Below are 15,263 nucleotides of genomic sequence, written 5' to 3'. Positions count from 1 at the left end.
CTTACGCCATGATTAAAATCGAAAACCTGGAAAAGATTTACCGCACGGAAGAAGTGCAGACCAAGGCCCTGAACAACGTGTCGCTGGCCGTGAAGGAAGGCGAGTTTGTGGCCATCATGGGGCCGTCGGGTTGCGGCAAATCCACGCTGCTCAACATCCTCGGGCTGCTTGATGAGCCCGATGGCGGCAGCTTCGCCTTCGCTGGCACCGAAGTGGCCCACGCGCCGGAGCGCCGCCGCGCCGAGCTGCGCAAAAAGCACATCGGCTTCGTGTTCCAGAGCTTCAACCTGATTGAGGAATTGACGGTGGCCGAAAACGTGGAACTGCCGCTGATTTACCTGGGCGTGGGCGCAACCGAGCGCAAGGAGAAAGTGGCCAAGGTGCTAGAGAAAATGCAGATTATGCACCGCCGTAACCACTTCCCGCAGCAGCTCTCGGGCGGGCAGCAGCAGCGCGTGGCCGTGGCCCGCGCCGTGGTCAACAGCCCGAGTTTGATACTGGCAGACGAACCCACCGGCAACCTCGATTCCAGCAACGGCAACGAGGTGATGGAGCTGCTCACGGAGCTGAATGAAGCCGGCACCACCATCATCATGGTAACGCACTCGGAGCACGACGCCCGCTACGCCCACCGCGTCATCCGCCTGCTCGATGGGCAGGTAGTGCTCGAACACGCGCACGTGTAGCGCTGCTTGCCTCGACTTTTTCTGATGCACTCACGCCTAATTCACCGGACCCATGCTTCAGCATTCCCTCCTTCTGATTTACCGGAACTTCAAGCGGTTCAAAACAACCTTTTTCATCAATTTGGTGGGTTTGTCCGTGGGCTTGGCGGGGGCGCTCACCATTTATCTGTGGGTGCACGATGAATGGAGTTTCGACCGATACCACGCCACTACCGGGCGGCTGTTTCAGGTGCTGGAAAACCAGCGCACGGCCGAGGGCATCAATACTAAGTATGGCACCGCACCGCTGCTAGCCGAGGCGCTGGCCGAGGAAATGCCGGAAATCAAGTACGCGGCCGCGGCCACCCCGCCCAAGTTCTTCCCCAAGTTCCTGCTGGTGGCCAAGGAAAAAATTGTGCGGGCCGATGCCAAATTTGCCGGCAAAGACTTCTTCCACATCTTTTCCTACAACCTGCTGCAGGGCGACGCCAGCCAGGTTTTGGCCAACAAAACGGCCGTGGTGCTCTCGCAGGAAATGGCCGCGGCGTTGTTCGGCACGGCAGCCAATGCCGTGGGCAAAACGGTGGAATGGCAAATGGGGATGGCTGACCTCAAGCAAACCTGCATCGTGACGGGCGTGTTCGGGCCCATCCCCGCCAATTCCACCGAGCAATTCGACTTTGTGCTCAGCTTCGATGCCTTCAAGGACATCATGAAGATGGGCGAGTCGATGAACTGGGCCGAAGACGGGCCTTTCAACACCTTCGTGGTGCTGCACGAGGGCGCCGAGGAAGCGCAGTTTCGAACCAAGATTTCGGGCCTGCTCCAGCGCAAGCTCACCACGAACAAGGAGCGCGCCCTGCTCGTGCAGCCCTACGCCGACAAGTACCTCCACGGCGAGTACACCAACGGCGTGCCGTCGGGCGGGCGAATTGAGTACGTGCAGCTGTTTTCGGCCATTGCGGTGTTCATTCTGGTCATTGCCTGCATCAACTTCATGAACCTGGCCACGGCCAAAGCCTCGCGCCGGCTGAAGGAAATCGGGGTGAAGAAAACGCTGGGCGCCGGCCGCTTTTCGCTGGTTGCGCAATACCTGGCCGAATCGGTGCTCATGAGCTTCATCGCGCTGCTCATTGCACTGGCGCTGGTGGAGTTGCTGCTGCCTCAGTTCAACGCCATCACCGGCAAGCAGCTTGCGCTGGCTTTCAAGCCGCACTTGGTGCTTTCGGCGCTCGGCATTACGTTGATTACGGGATTGTTGGCAGGCAGCTATCCGGCCTTTTACCTGTCGGGATTGCGGCCGGTGGAGGTGCTCAAAGGCCGGCTCGCCGGCTCGGTTGCCGACCTGTGGACGCGCAAAGGCTTGGTGGTTTTCCAGTTCATGCTCTCCGTCCTGTTCATCGTTTGCGTGTGGGTCGTTCAGCGGCAGATTGCCTTCGTGCAAAGCAAAGACTTGGGGTACGACCGCAACGGCATCGTCTACTTCGAAGCGGCGGGCAATGCGGCGCAGCAGCCCAAAACATTTCTGGCCGAGCTGAAGCGGCTGCCGGGCGTGGTGAACGCCTCCGGCATGTGGGGCTCATTTGTGGCCACGAACGCCTCGGGGGTTCCGATGGAGTGGCAAGGCCGAAAGATTCCCGTCAACCATCTGGGCGTGAACTACGACATGCTCGAAACCCTGGGCATTACGCTGAAAGAAGGCCGCAACTTTTCCCCGCAGTTCCGCACCGACAGCGTGCAGATTATCGTCAACGAAGCCTTCGTAGCCAGCTTGGGCCTGCAAAACCCCGTGGGCCAGCTGCTCGAAAATCGGCGAATTGTGGGCGTGGCCAAAGACTTTCACTACGAGTCGCTGCACGAGAAGGTGAAGCCCTTCATTTTCCGGCTGGAGCCGCTGGCGGCCGGCACCATCCTGGTGCGGCTGGCGCCGGGCCGGGAACAGGAGACCATCGGCCGGCTTCAACGATTCTACTCTGCTTTCAACCCCGGCCAGACGCTCACCTACCACTTTCTCGACGAGGACTACCAGGCTCAATACGCCGCCGAGCGGCGTGTCGGGGTGCTGGCGCAGTACTTCGCCGGCTTGGCCATTCTGATTTCGTGCCTCGGCCTGTTCGGCCTGACGGCCTTCACCGCCGAACGGCGGCGCAAGGAAATCGGCATCCGCAAGGTGCTAGGAGCTAGCGAATTCAGCATCGTTTACCTGCTCTCGAGCGACCTCACCAAGCTCGTCGGCGTAGCCATTCTGCTCGCCTTGCCGGTCAGCTACGTGGTGGTGAAGCGGTGGCTGGAAAGCTTCGAGTACCGCATCGCCCTGGAGGCTTGGTATTTTCTGGGGGCTGGCCTCGTGGCCGTGTCCGTGGCCTGGCTCACCATCGGCGCGCAGGCCTGGAAAGCCTCCCGAGCTAACCCCACGCTTTCCTTACGCGACGAATAACCGGCTCTCTCCTCGGCCGCGAGCCTTTGGCTGAAGGGCATCAACACTCTTTTTTCTGCAGGCCGCCAACCGGCCACCCCAACCTTTTTCCGCCATGTTCAAGAATTATCTCCTCGTTGCCTACCGGAACCTCATCCGGCACAAAGGTTTTTCCTTTCTCAACATCGCCGGCCTGGCCCTGGGCCTCACGGCCTGCTTGCTGATTGGCCTGTTCGTGTACGACGAACTGCAGTTCGACAAATTCGTGCCCGAAGGCGACCGGGTGTACCGCGTCTACACCGAGCAGACGGATAAGGAAGCGCCCGAAACCATCACCCCGGTGTCGCCCATGTACGGCACCACGCTCAAGCAGGAGTTTCCGGAAGTGGAGCAAACCATGCGCATTCTGATGCAATCGGCTACCAACTTATTGGAAGTGGGCGAGAAGAAAATTTACGTCGAAGACGGCTTGATTGCGGACTCTACTTTCTTCGCGGTTTTCCCGCTGGAGTTCAAGTACGGCGCGGCAGCTCAGGCGCTGGACGCGCCCACTTCGATTGTCTTGACGGAAGACGTAGCCAAGAATTTTTTCGGCGCCGAAAATCCCGTGGGCAAGGAAATCAAGGTGAACAAGTCGAGCATGGTGGTGAAAGGCGTGCTGCGCAATGGCTTGTCGAAATTCCACCTAAAAGTCAATTACGTCATTCCGCTGTCGGCGGCGCAGCTGCCCCCGGCCCGCATGAAACGCTGGGGCTGGCACCAGTTCTTCACCTACGTGAAGCTGAAACCCGGTGCCGACCACCAGCAAACCGAAACCAAGCTGCAGAACTACATCGTGCAAAAGGTGGCGCCAGCGCAGGTGGAGGAAAAGATAACCGACAAGCCGTTTTTGCAGCCTTTGCAAGCCATTCACCTGTATTCGTCCACTTTCAAGTACGACTTATCGGTCAAGGGCAACATCACCTACGTGAAGGCCCTGAGCTTTATCGCGGCGTTCATTCTGCTCATTGCGGGCTTCAACTTCGTGAACCTGGCCACGGCCAAATCCATGCAGCGGGCCAAGGAAGTGGGCATCCGCAAAACCATCGGAGCCAGCCGCCAGCAACTGATGCTGCAGTTCCTAAGCGAAACCGTGCTGCTCACGCTGGTGAGCGTGGTGCTGGCGGTGCTGCTCACGGCGCTGCTATTGCCGTCGCTGAATGCCTTCACGGGCAAAACCATGACGTTTGATTTGCTGCGGAACCCGGCGCTGCTGGGCTTGCTGGCGGCGCTCACGGTGGTGGTGGGGCTGGTGGCGGGCTTCTACCCGGCGCTGGTGCTGTCGAGTTTCCAGCCGGTGAAAGTGCTGAAAAGCGCCGTGGTCACGGACGGCATTTTTGGCCGAGTGCAGTGGCTGCGCCACGGGTTGATTGTGGTGCAGTTTGCGCTGTCGGTGTTCCTGATTATCTGCGCCATCGTGGTGTTCCGGCAGGTGAGCTACCTGCACAACAAGGACTTGGGATTCAACCGCGACCAAATCATGTTCTTTCCCATGCGCGGCCAAAACATGAACACACACTACGACACTTTTAAAAACGAGTTGGCGCAAGTGCCCGGCGTGGTATCGGCCAGCATCGGCTACGGCTTCCCCGGCGACCAAGTGGCCGGCGACGGCCTCATCGTGCCCACCAACGGCGAGCAGAAGCGCTACAGCGCCACGCAGCTGATGGTGGACTACGACTACATCAAAACTCTGGGCCTGGAGCTAGTGGCAGGCCGCGACTTCTCCAAAGACCGGAAAACCGACAAAGACCAAGCCTTCATCATCAACGAAACGGCTGTGAAAGAATACGGCTTCGGCACGCCGGAAAAAGCCTTGGGCCAAACCGTGCAGTGGCAGGTGTGGAGCGACCAAAACCCCGATTCCCTGAAAACCGGCAAGATTATCGGCGTGGTGAAGGACTTCCACTACAAGAGTCTTTACGACAAGCTGGAGCCCGCCGTACTGCAAATTTTCCCCGGCGCCTACTGGAAAGTGGCCGTGAAACTCAAGGGCGAAAACATCGGCAGTTCCGTGGACGGCGTGAAGCAAGTGTGGGCTAAGTTCAGCCCCGAAAGCCCCATTGAGTACAAATTTCTGGACCAGAATTTTGACGACATGTACAAGTCGGAGGACAAACTGAAGTCCCTGCTCTGGATTTTTACCGGCATTGCCATTTTTGTGGGCTGCCTGGGGCTGTTTGGCCTGGCTACCTACGCGGCCGAGCGCCGCAAAAAGGAAATTGGCATCCGGAAGGTGTTGGGTGCCAGCGTGAGTAACATCGTGGCGCTCTTATCAAAAGAGTTTCTGGTGCTGGTGCTGGTGGCGGCCGTCATTGCCTTCCCCGCCGCCTGGCTGGCCATGAGTACCTGGCTGCAAGACTTCGCCTACCGCATCGATATGCCGCTGTGGGCGTTCCTGGCCGCGGGGTTGACGGCGGCCGTGGTGGCCTTCCTCACGGTGGGCTACCAGGCGGTGCGCGCCGCTACAGCCAACCCGGTGAACAACCTGCGGGCTAATTAAGGTCTGCCGTAACCTATCCCCGGAAAAGTAAAAGCCCCGTTTCCAGGCTGGAAACGGGGCTTTTGTAGAGAGCGAGGGATTCGAACCCCCGGAGGTTTAACCCTCAACGGTTTTCAAGACCGCCGCAATCGACCACTCTGCCAGCTCTCTGGGTCATTTGACAATTACATATCACCACTTAACAAACTGTTTTATTACGCTCTTGCGTCGTTAATCAGCAGGTTAAATAATGAATTACTAACTGTCAAATGAAACGTAGAGAAGGGGGGATTCGAACCCCCGATACCGTTGCCGGTATAACGGTTTTCGAAACCGTCGCATTCGACCACTCTGCCACCTCTCTAACTGTTTCCCCGAGTGATTGGGGAGTGCAAAAGTAGAAAAAAATGAGGAATGAAGAATGAGGAACGAGAAATTTCTAGCAAAATTTCTTCTAACAACCTATAAATCAATCATCCATTCCTTATGGAGCGAAGCGTCTCCTGCATCATCTGCCGGCGGCGGCCCGTGATGGCATCCATGCTTACGTTCACTTCAAACCCGATAATCAGCGTCATACACACAAATTCGAGCCAGACCATGAAGCCCACCAGCGCGCCAATAGAGCCATAAAAGTGGTTATACGAGTCGAATATCCGGACGTAGAGCGTGAACAGGAACGATACCAGAAAGATGAGCAGCGTAGCCACCACGGCCCCGGCCGACAGCAGCGGCCACTTGTCGTGCACGGGGGGCACGAAGTAATAAATAACGCAAGTCGTGCTCAAAAATAGGCCTACAAGCGACCCATAGCGAATGAGGGTGAGTACCAAATCGGTAAATCGCTCGGGCACGATTTCATAGAATACTAATCCATCAATCAGGTACGTGCCGAAGAAAATGCCGGCAATAGCCAATACCAGAATCAACGACAACACAAAGGTTAGCGCCGTAGCAATGAGGCGCTTGCGGATATAGCTCCGATGCTTGAACCACGGATACTTCTTCTCAAAAGCGTCGAGGAGAGCCATGATGCCATTGGAACTGAGCACCAGTGCAGTACCGAAACCGAAGGAGAGCAGGCCCCCGTGCGGAATGTTCACAATGTCCTCGATGGTGGAGGCGGTGGCCGCGTACAGTTCCCGCGGCATGAAGTCGCTCAAAAACTGCAAAATATCCACGTTCAGATTCGGCACGGGGATGTACGGAATGAGCGTGAACAGGAAGATAATGGTTGGGAATAGGGCCACCGTGAGGTTAAAGGCCATGTAGGCGGCTCGCTTTTCCAGGCTGTCGAGGCGCAGCTCGTGCAGGATGCGGTCGAGTACGTCGTAGACCGAAGCGTAGCCACCGGGCAGGCGTAGGCGCTTTAGCCCGACAATCAGCCGCCGGTAGGGCCGCTGCTGGCGCACATCGGGGAAGCGGGCACGACGGATAGCGGGAGCTTTCAAGAAGATTTGACTTTTAAGGGTTAAGTCTTAAAATGAAGTTTTTGATTTCAAAACTCAATGCTCAACATTTAAAACTCAAAATTCCTTCACTTCCGAAATGCGGCTGGCGCGGGCGCATCTGGTGGAATGGCGCCGGGTGCGGGGAGCACCGGACTGTCATACTCGTCGTCGCTAAAATACGAGGCTAATCGTTCCTGAATGCTGCCCGGCATCGGTACGGGCCGGCCCGTGCTGGTTTTCACAAATACCATCAGCGTGTGTCCTTCTGTCAGTAGTTGGCCGACCTCATTATAAATCTCATACTCAAACAGCACCCTCGCGCCTTCCGGCGGCTGGCGCAGCAAGAGCCGCACCGTTAGCAGGTCGTCATAGCGGGCAGGACGGCGGAACCGGGTGCGAATCTCCCCCACTGGCATACCTACTCCATCGGCCTCCATTTCCTTGTAGCTAATGCCCAGCTTCCGAAAGGCCTCGGTGCGGGCTACCTCAAAATACGCCGCGTAATTGCCATGATAAACGTAGCCCATCTGGTCGGTTTCGGCATATCGCACGCGGATTTGAATATCGGAAATATACATAGATATCTGTGAATAGCCGACTTTGCTGCGCGGGTCGTCGCTTAGCGGCGAATGAAGTGCTTCATACTATTTGGTGCCCCGCACCGATACGCACAGCGAAGGCGGCGCACCACACAGAACAACGACTACCGGATGCCAGCCCGGTTCAGCGCGGCCTGGTAGCGCCGCGCATTCAGGATGTGCTCCGTCTCATTGGTAGCGAAGGCATGGTAGCCGCTAAAATCCTCCTTAGCGCAAAAATACAGGTAGTTATTGCTTTCCGGTTTCAGCACAGCGTCGATGCTGGCGATGCTGGGCAGGTTGATGGGGCCGGGCGGCAGGCCGGCGTACTTGTAGGTGTTGTAGGGCGAGTCTTTTTGCAAGTGTACGTTGAGCACACGCTTGATGCTGAAGTCGCGGTTGGCGTAAACCACGGTGGGGTCGGCTTGTAGCTTCATCCCTTTTTTCAATCGGTTCAGGTATACGCCCGCGATGCGGGGGCGCTCATCGGCGTGCTGCTGCTGCTCGGCTTCCACAATACTGGCCAGGGTACTCACCTGGGCGCGGGTGAGGCGCAGCTTTTCGCGCTCGGCGTCGCGGGCCGGGGTCCAAAACTTTTCATACTCCTTCTTCATCCGCTGCATCAGATTGGTAGCGGACGTATTCCAATACAGCTCGTAGGTATTGGGAATGAACATACTGAGCACGGTAGTGGTATCGAACCCCAGGCTGCGGGTATAGCTGGAGCTACTCAGCAACGAGTCGATTTCAGTGGGTTGGGCGTCAATCTGAGTCGAGAGCTTGTCGGCCAGCTCGCGCCGCAGCCGCACGTTGGTGAACGTGAGCTTGAGCGGCGACTGAGTTCCGGCCTTCAACACGTTGATGAGCTGCCGGTTGGTGTAGCCCTCTTTTAGCTCGTAGCGGCCGGGCTTCACGTGCTCCGGGTACTTCATGAGCTTAGCCACGAAGTGCAGTGAGAGCTTATCAACCACCACACCAGTAGCGTCGATAGTGCTCAATGCCTTTTTCCAATCATCGCCACGGTGCACGATGACGAAGGTCGGCTTCCCTTTGGTTTCGATATTGGCCGTGAAAAAAACCTGGTAGAAATAATAGGAGAAGCAAACCAGCATGAGCGTGAAGATGACGCTGACAGTGGCCCAGCGCCGGCGGCGCTTCAGAGCTTGGTCACGGTATTCAATGGCCGACTTTTTGGCAGGCTGGGACATGAGAAGTAGTAAGGAAATCGAGAGGGCGACATCAAAAGTACGAAGGACCGCAACCGCGAAGCGCAAGCCATGCCGTAGTTGTTTCATTTCGGCTGGGCGTAGTACCTTGCCCGCGCCTTCGGCCCGGCCGGCAACCCAATGCCCCTGCCAGCCGTCAATAGCCGGCCCTCGCACGCCGTCACTTATTTATTTCTCACCTCTTCGTATGCCCGCCACGCTTCTCCGCATTCACCCCGAAAACCCGCCTCATAGCCGTATCCAGCAAGCTGTTGACGTATTGCGCAAAGGCGGGGTCATCATTTATCCCACCGATACCGTCTATGGTATCGGCTGCGACGTGACCAATGCTAAAGCTGTAGAAAAAGTATGCCGCATCAAAGGCATTCACCCTGATAAAGCCAACCTCAGCTTTATTTGCTCCGACCTTTCGCATATCTCCGACTATGCCCACGGTATCACCACGGCTACTTATAAGGTCATTAAAAAAGCTCTGCCGGGCCCCTTTACTTTCCTATTCGAAGCTAGCCCCAAGGCTCCGCGCTTCGGTGGCGTGAAGCGCAAAACCGTCGGCATCCGGGTGCCCGACAACCAGATTATCCTGCAACTGGTGAAAGAACTCGGTAACCCCATCGTGAGTACCTCGGTGCGCGAGGACGAGAATACCTTGGAGGAATACGTAACTGACCCTGACCTGATTTTCGAAAAATACCGCCTGCTGGTCGACCTTGTCATCGATGGCGGTTTTGGCGGCAACACCCCCAGCACCATCGTTGACTGTACCAATGACGATTTTGAACTCATTCGCCAAGGCGCTGGCGACATCGAGCAATACCTGTAAGAAGCCGTCCGCTTTATTCAAATTAAGCAGCGCATCTTGCCCCATAAAAAAAGAACGTCCTGCTTTGCTCAGCAGGACGTTCTTTTTTATGGGGCACCTGACTGTCAGCAATTAGGTTCTCTTATGCTTCCAGCGGCGATGCGTCCACAGGTATTGCTCGGGGGCCCGTCGAATATCCTGCTCCAAATGCCGTACAAAAGCATCCGTAATCGGAAACTCTTCCGCTGGCAGCGGCGAATCGCCGTCGTAGAGCTGCGTGAGCACCATTTCGTAGTAGCCGCGGCGTAAGCGCCGGATGCTTACGTATACCACTGGGCACTTGAACTTAGCTGCCAGCCGGTCGGCGCTGGTGTAAAACCCTGAGTCCTGGTTCATGAAGGTGGTCCAGTAGGGCCGGTCTTCCGGCCCGGCCGCCTGATCCGAGAGCAGGCTCACCACCCGTTTCTGGCCACGGCTTTGCACCATGTGCCGCAGGGTATCGCGCATTGGGACCAGACTGGCGCCGGTCCGGGTGCGCAGATAAGTCATGAAATACTCAAAAAAGGGGTTACTAAGCGGCTTATACACACCACTTACTTCCGCCGAGAGCCACAGCTTGCCAGCCGTGAGCACCCATTCCCAATTGCCAGCGTGCGAGGAAAGGCCCAAAGCTAAACGGCCCGCCTGAAAGTGACGCTCCAACACCTCTGGGTTGCGGACAATAACGCGCTGCCTCAACTCGGCATTGGGCATCACGGCCAACTTGAGAGTTTCCACCATCACCTGCGCGAAATGCCGGTAGAAGGCTTTGCCAATGCGCTCAATTTCGTCCGGCGACTTTTCAGGAAACGATTTGCTCAGGTTGGTGACAACCACTTTCCAGCGGTAGCGCACCACGTAAGCCAGCAGAAAATAAATGCACTCTGACACCACATATAATAGCGGCATCGGCAGACAGGCCATACCCATCAACAGCCAGCGCAGTGGCTCATAATACCAAGGATACATGCGGGAGGCCACGGGTGCTCTGCCTGCTTCGGTTATGGAACTGCTCATCGGGGCACTACGGCGCCAGCGGGCGCATATTCACTCTGAGTGTGCTGGCCAATGGCGCGGTGCCCGGCCAGCAGCGTTTTATTACCCAGCCCACCATACACCTCAATAAATAGGGTGAACGGCCCCTCCGGCAGCGGCCCCATCGGAAGTTGGCCTACTACGGTTGTGGGCCGGCCGCTCTCGGGCGTGAGGTCCGCATCAGCATCAGCGGCCGAGCCGTCGGGAGTAGTCAGATGGTAGTGGACGCGCAAGGCTTGGCCCATCGGGGCATTGTGCAGCTCAGTATAAAAGAACACATTGTCAGCCCCCCGGCCATAATTTCCGCCGGGCGTGCGGGTGAGCCGGTAGCCCCCACGAGAGAAATTATCCGCACCCCCACTACGAACGGCGGGCCCGGAGAGGAGGACTACATCCGTCAGAAAAGGACCGGTGGGCGCTTCCAAAACCAAGGGCTTCTCCACTGTAGTTTCGCCGCCAGTACTGCGGTATTGGTCGCGCACGGTGCCGCGCAGGGTGTATTTACCGTCGGGCAGCAAAATCCTTTTCAGGAAGCTCTGCGGGTTCTTGATGGCAATGGTAGTATCATTCAGCACCGGGGGCTTCAGCGTGACTACCTCATGATAGGCAGCTTGGCCGTCTGCCTTCAGAATATCCAGCGTGACGGTAGCTGCCGACTGAAACGCCTTGGGTGCCCGCTGCCGGTAGATGAGCGACTGGGTGGGCACCGTGACGTAGATTTCCACCTCCGCCCCTTTCTGCACCTTATTCAGGTTGCGGAAGCGGGCCACGTCCAGCAGAAGTTGAGGAGGACCAGCCTGGGCCGCCGAAGCAAAAGCCAGCGAAAGAGCCGAAGCAGCAAAGAGCAGAAAGAAACGCATAATACAAAAGTAGACAAAGTAGCGGCGGGCCCTGAACGAACCCCGTTATTTACCTAAAATCCGTGCCATCCGCCCCATTCGCTTATATCCGTGATACTGTTAACTGAGTTGCACTACCACCCCCCCGCTGCCCTATTCGCCGAGTTGCTGCGCGCCGATGGCATCCTGATCGAAGCCCACGAGCACTACCGCAAGCAAACTTACCGCAACCGCTGCCTCATTCGCACGGCGCAAGGGGTGCAGCCGCTCACAGTGCCTGTTATCGACGGTAACCGGGCAGAAAAGGTCAGTATTTCGGCCATCGAAATTGACTACCGCCAGAATTGGATTCATCGCCACTGGCGCACTTTACAAACTGCCTATGGAAACAGCCCATATTTTGAGTATTATGCCGACTACTTGCACGATATTTACGTACGTAAGCCTATCTTGCTGTTCGACCTGAATCTGCAATTTCTCCGGTTATTGCTGCGCTGTTTTCGACTGACTCTGCCTCTCCACCTCACCGCCGAATACCTTCCTACCTACTCCGCGCAACCTTCTTCCGAAAAATCTGGTCTTCCTGATACCCAGTTGCCCATCACCGACCGACGCGACTGGCTGACACCCAAAACCGTTTCCAAATCGTCAGAACCTGACAGTCCGGCAGCCTACACCCTGGTGCGGCCCTATCCGCAGGTATTTGGCCCAGGTTTTGAGCCGGGCTTGAGTGTTCTGGACCTGTTGTTTTCGCAAGGCCCCGCGGCTGGCGCTTATTTGCAGTAATACTGTAGCTTTTGCAGTAAGTAACCTGTAATTTTTCGCCGACGTTAGAATAACTGCTTACGGACTCGTTCCGGCCCGAACCTTCGCCCGAACCAGCTTGTTTTCAAGCTACCTCGGCCCAACCCGTCATTCGTGTATTCGCCCGACGCGGGGCTATCTGATTTTTCACTACGTTTATTGGCATGGAAGCTAAATTCTCAAACCGCGTCAAAGAGGTTATTTCCCTCAGTCGGGAAGAGGCCATTCGTCTCGGCCACGACTACATCGGCACCGAGCACCTGCTGCTTGGTATGATTCGGGAGGCCGAAGGCACTGCACTTGGCCTCTTGCGTAAGCTGGGCGTCTCCATTGATGAGCTGAAGTTCTCGCTGGAGCAGGCTACTCGCAACACCGCTACCCAGGGCACCAGCATCACCGGCTCGATTCCGCTCACCAAGCAGACCGAGAAGGTGTTGAAAATAACCTATTTGGAAGCCAAAATTTTCAAGTCCGAAATCATCGGCACCGAACACCTGCTGTTGTCCATCCTGCGGGATGAAGACAATATTTCCTCCCAAATTCTCAGCAAATTCAACGTGAACTACGAAACTGTGCGCGACTCGCTGGACTACCACGGCAACGCCTCGCCGAGCCCCAAAGCCGGCCCTGATACCGACGACGACGATAACGATAAGCTGTTCGGCTCGTCGGGCCCCGGTGGCCGCGGCAGCTCCGGCAGCACGGCAGCTAAGAAGCCTGGCGAAAAGTCCCGCACTCCGGTGCTCGACAATTTCGGCCGCGACCTCACCAAACTGGCCGAAGAAGATAAGCTCGACCCCATAGTAGGTCGTGAAAAAGAAATTGAGCGTGTGGCCCAAATCCTGAGCCGCCGCAAAAAGAACAACCCGATTCTCATCGGTGAGCCCGGCGTGGGTAAAACCGCCATCGCCGAAGGTCTGGCCCTGCGCATCATCCAGAAAAAGGTAAGCCGCGTGCTCTTCAACAAGCGCGTCGTGACCCTCGACCTGGCTTCGCTGGTGGCCGGTACCAAGTACCGCGGCCAGTTCGAAGAGCGCATGAAGGCCGTGATGAACGAGCTGGAGAAGTCGCCCGACGTGATTCTGTTCATCGACGAGCTGCACACCATCGTGGGCGCCGGCGGTGCTTCGGGCTCGCTCGACGCTTCCAACATGTTCAAGCCGGCTTTGGCCCGCGGCGAGATTCAATGCATCGGCGCTACTACGCTGGACGAGTACCGTCAGTACATCGAGAAGGACGGCGCCTTGGCCCGTCGTTTCCAGATGGTGATGGTGGACCCCACCACACCCGAGGAAACCATCGAAATCCTGCACAACATCAAGGACAAGTATCAGGACCACCATCACGTGGTGTACACCGACAAGGCCATTGAGCAGTGCGTGATGCTGTCGGACCGCTACATGAGCGACCGTTTCCTGCCGGACAAGGCCATCGACATTCTCGATGAGGCCGGTGCTCGCGTGCATATCAATAACATCGTGGTGCCTGAAGACATTCTCACGCTCGAAGAGCAGATTGAGAACATCAAAGGCGAGAAAAACCGCGTGGTGAAATCGCAGAAGTACGAGGAAGCCGCCAAGCTTCGCGACACCGAGAAGAAACTGCTAGACCAACTCGAAACCGCTAAAAAGAGCTGGGAAGAGGAGACCAAAAAGAAGCGTTATACGGTAAAAGAGGAAAACGTGGCCGAGGTTATCGCCATGATGACCGGCATCCCCGTTTCGCGCGTGGCTCAGAACGAAAGCCAGAAACTCCTCAACATGAACGAGGAGCTCCAAGGCAAAGTAATCGGTCAGGACAAAGCCATCAAGCAGTTGGTGAAAGCTATCCAGCGCACCCGCGTGGGCTTGAAGGACCCCAAAAAGCCCATTGGTTCGTTCGTATTCCTCGGCCCGACGGGCGTGGGTAAGACGGAACTGGCCAAGGTACTGGCTACCTACCTGTTCGACAAGGAAGATGCACTAGTACGCGTCGATATGTCGGAGTACATGGAGAAGTTCAGCGTATCGCGCCTGGTGGGCGCACCTCCCGGCTACGTGGGCTACGAAGAGGGTGGCCAGCTGACGGAGAAAATCCGCCGCAAGCCGTACTCTGTGATTCTGCTTGACGAGATTGAGAAGGCGCACCCGGACGTATACAACTTGCTCCTACAAGTGCTGGACGACGGTATTCTGACCGATGGCCTGGGCCGTAAGGTGGACTTCCGGAACACCATCATCATCATGACCTCGAACATCGGGGCGCGTGACTTGCAGGACTTCGGCGCCGGCATCGGCTTTGGCACTAAGGCCCGCCAAGAGAACATGGACGAGATTACGAAGGGCACCATCACTAACGCCCTGAAGAAAACCTTCTCGCCCGAGTTTCTGAACCGTTTGGATGATGTCATTGTCTTCAACTCCCTAGAGAAGAAAGACATTCACAAAATCATCGACATCAGCCTTAGCAAGCTCCTCTCGCGGGTACAAGCTCTGGGCTACCGTGTCGAGCTGACCGAGAAGGCAAAGGATTTTGTGGCAGAGAAAGGCTACGACCCGAAATACGGTGCTCGCCCACTGAACCGTGCCATTCAGAAGTACATCGAAGACCCGATTGCCGAGGAAATCCTCAAAGCCCAAGTGGTGCACGGCGACGTCATCACAGCTGACTACGAGGACGGCAAGGACGAGTTGATTTTTGCCGTGAGCAAGAGCGGCGAAGACCAGAACCTTGCGAGCGACGAGCGCCCGGCTGAAACTCCGGAAGCCCCCGACGCGGATGCGAAGAAGTAATAAGCAGCAGGTAACACTGCAACTATGATTAGAAAGTCGGCTTCAGCAATGGAGCCGGCTTTTTTGTTGCTTACCTATTACCTTGTCGATTGATTTTGACCAACATTACCGAATTTAAA

General features: G+C 56.6%; 11 protein-coding genes and 2 tRNA genes. 6 read left to right on the top strand and 7 right to left on the bottom strand.

Going from position 1 to position 15,263, the window contains the following annotated elements; genetic code table 11:
* The first annotated feature begins 8 nt into the window (after positions 1-8).
* The 3 genes from WX88_RS05160 to WX88_RS05150 all read left to right on the top strand — a co-directional run bounded on the left by WX88_RS05160 (position 9) and on the right by WX88_RS05150 (position 5,623).
* A complete protein-coding gene (locus WX88_RS05160) occupies positions 9-686 on the top strand; it encodes an ABC transporter ATP-binding protein (RefSeq protein ID WP_046243271.1) in 678 nt (225 codons plus the stop codon).
* 52 nt (positions 687-738) lie between these two features.
* The gene (locus WX88_RS05155; protein WP_046243270.1) at positions 739-3,102 is read left to right on the top strand and encodes an ABC transporter permease; all 2,364 of its coding nucleotides are present in this window, start codon (positions 739-741) and stop codon (positions 3,100-3,102) included.
* A 94-nt stretch (positions 3,103-3,196) separates the two neighbouring features.
* Positions 3,197-5,623, top strand: a complete 2,427-nt coding sequence (locus WX88_RS05150; RefSeq protein WP_046243269.1) for an ABC transporter permease — start codon at positions 3,197-3,199, stop codon at positions 5,621-5,623.
* Positions 5,624-5,688: 65 nt separating this feature from the next.
* On the opposite strand, the gene WX88_RS05145 is transcribed toward WX88_RS05150, so the two are convergent.
* The 5 genes from WX88_RS05145 to mltG all read right to left on the bottom strand — a co-directional run bounded on the left by WX88_RS05145 (position 5,689) and on the right by mltG (position 8,839).
* Positions 5,689-5,773 (bottom strand) — tRNA-Ser (locus WX88_RS05145).
* Positions 5,774-5,879: 106 nt separating this feature from the next.
* A tRNA-Ser gene (locus tag WX88_RS05140) sits at positions 5,880-5,966 on the bottom strand.
* A 109-nt stretch (positions 5,967-6,075) separates the two neighbouring features.
* Positions 6,076-7,053 (bottom strand): YihY/virulence factor BrkB family protein, encoded by a 978-nt coding sequence (locus WX88_RS05135; RefSeq protein ID WP_046243268.1) that lies wholly within the window; start codon positions 7,051-7,053, stop codon positions 6,076-6,078.
* Between the two features lie 86 nt (positions 7,054-7,139).
* Positions 7,140-7,631, bottom strand: coding sequence for an acyl-CoA thioesterase (locus tag WX88_RS05130; protein WP_046243267.1), 492 nt, complete (start codon positions 7,629-7,631; stop codon positions 7,140-7,142).
* A 125-nt stretch (positions 7,632-7,756) separates the two neighbouring features.
* A complete protein-coding gene (gene mltG / locus WX88_RS05125; protein WP_046243266.1) occupies positions 7,757-8,839 on the bottom strand; it encodes an endolytic transglycosylase MltG in 1,083 nt (360 codons plus the stop codon).
* A gap of 205 nt (positions 8,840-9,044) precedes the next feature.
* Between mltG and WX88_RS05120 the strand changes: the two genes are divergently transcribed.
* Positions 9,045-9,677, top strand: coding sequence for an L-threonylcarbamoyladenylate synthase (locus WX88_RS05120; protein ID WP_046243265.1), 633 nt, complete (start codon positions 9,045-9,047; stop codon positions 9,675-9,677).
* Positions 9,678-9,788: 111 nt separating this feature from the next.
* On the opposite strand, the gene WX88_RS05115 is transcribed toward WX88_RS05120, so the two are convergent.
* Positions 9,789-10,712, bottom strand: a complete 924-nt coding sequence (locus WX88_RS05115; protein ID WP_231590637.1) for a lysophospholipid acyltransferase family protein — start codon at positions 10,710-10,712, stop codon at positions 9,789-9,791.
* Entirely contained in the window at positions 10,709-11,590 is an 882-nt protein-coding gene (locus tag WX88_RS05110) for a hypothetical protein (protein WP_046243263.1), read from the bottom strand. Before WX88_RS05110 ends, WX88_RS05115 begins: the two co-directional genes overlap by 4 nt.
* A gap of 90 nt (positions 11,591-11,680) precedes the next feature.
* On the opposite strand from WX88_RS05110, the gene WX88_RS05105 reads away from it, so the two are divergent.
* Both WX88_RS05105 and WX88_RS05100 read left to right on the top strand, forming a co-directional pair.
* Positions 11,681-12,355, top strand: a complete 675-nt coding sequence (locus WX88_RS05105; protein WP_046243262.1) for a WbqC family protein — start codon at positions 11,681-11,683, stop codon at positions 12,353-12,355.
* Between the two features lie 182 nt (positions 12,356-12,537).
* Positions 12,538-15,144, top strand: a complete 2,607-nt coding sequence (locus tag WX88_RS05100; RefSeq protein WP_046243261.1) for an ATP-dependent Clp protease ATP-binding subunit — start codon at positions 12,538-12,540, stop codon at positions 15,142-15,144.
* Positions 15,145-15,263: the final 119 nt, after the last annotated feature.

Source organism: Hymenobacter terrenus, from assembly GCF_000972495.1.
In the GTDB taxonomy this organism is placed as follows: Bacteria; Bacteroidota; Bacteroidia; order Cytophagales; family Hymenobacteraceae; genus Hymenobacter; species Hymenobacter terrenus.
Note: the sequence above shows the minus strand (reverse complement) of the source record. Positions and strands in the feature narration are given on the sequence as shown.

What these genes read in the sequence shown, in the direction of transcription:
- WX88_RS05160 (WP_046243271.1), top strand. Translation starts at nt 9, where the DNA reads ATGATTAAAATCGAAAACCTGGAAAAGATTTACCGCACGGAAGAAGTG.
- WX88_RS05155 (WP_046243270.1), top strand. Translation starts at nt 739, where the DNA reads ATGCTTCAGCATTCCCTCCTTCTGATTTACCGGAACTTCAAGCGGTTC.
- WX88_RS05150 (WP_046243269.1), top strand. Translation starts at nt 3,197, where the DNA reads ATGTTCAAGAATTATCTCCTCGTTGCCTACCGGAACCTCATCCGGCAC.
- WX88_RS05130 (WP_046243267.1), bottom strand. Translation starts at nt 7,631, where the DNA reads ATGTATATTTCCGATATTCAAATCCGCGTGCGATATGCCGAAACCGAC.
- mltG (WP_046243266.1), bottom strand. Translation starts at nt 8,839, where the DNA reads ATGTCCCAGCCTGCCAAAAAGTCGGCCATTGAATACCGTGACCAAGCT.
- WX88_RS05120 (WP_046243265.1), top strand. Translation starts at nt 9,045, where the DNA reads ATGCCCGCCACGCTTCTCCGCATTCACCCCGAAAACCCGCCTCATAGC.
- WX88_RS05115 (WP_231590637.1), bottom strand. Translation starts at nt 10,712, where the DNA reads ATGAGCAGTTCCATAACCGAAGCAGGCAGAGCACCCGTGGCCTCCCGC.
- WX88_RS05110 (WP_046243263.1), bottom strand. Translation starts at nt 11,590, where the DNA reads ATGCGTTTCTTTCTGCTCTTTGCTGCTTCGGCTCTTTCGCTGGCTTTT.
- WX88_RS05100 (WP_046243261.1), top strand. Translation starts at nt 12,538, where the DNA reads ATGGAAGCTAAATTCTCAAACCGCGTCAAAGAGGTTATTTCCCTCAGT.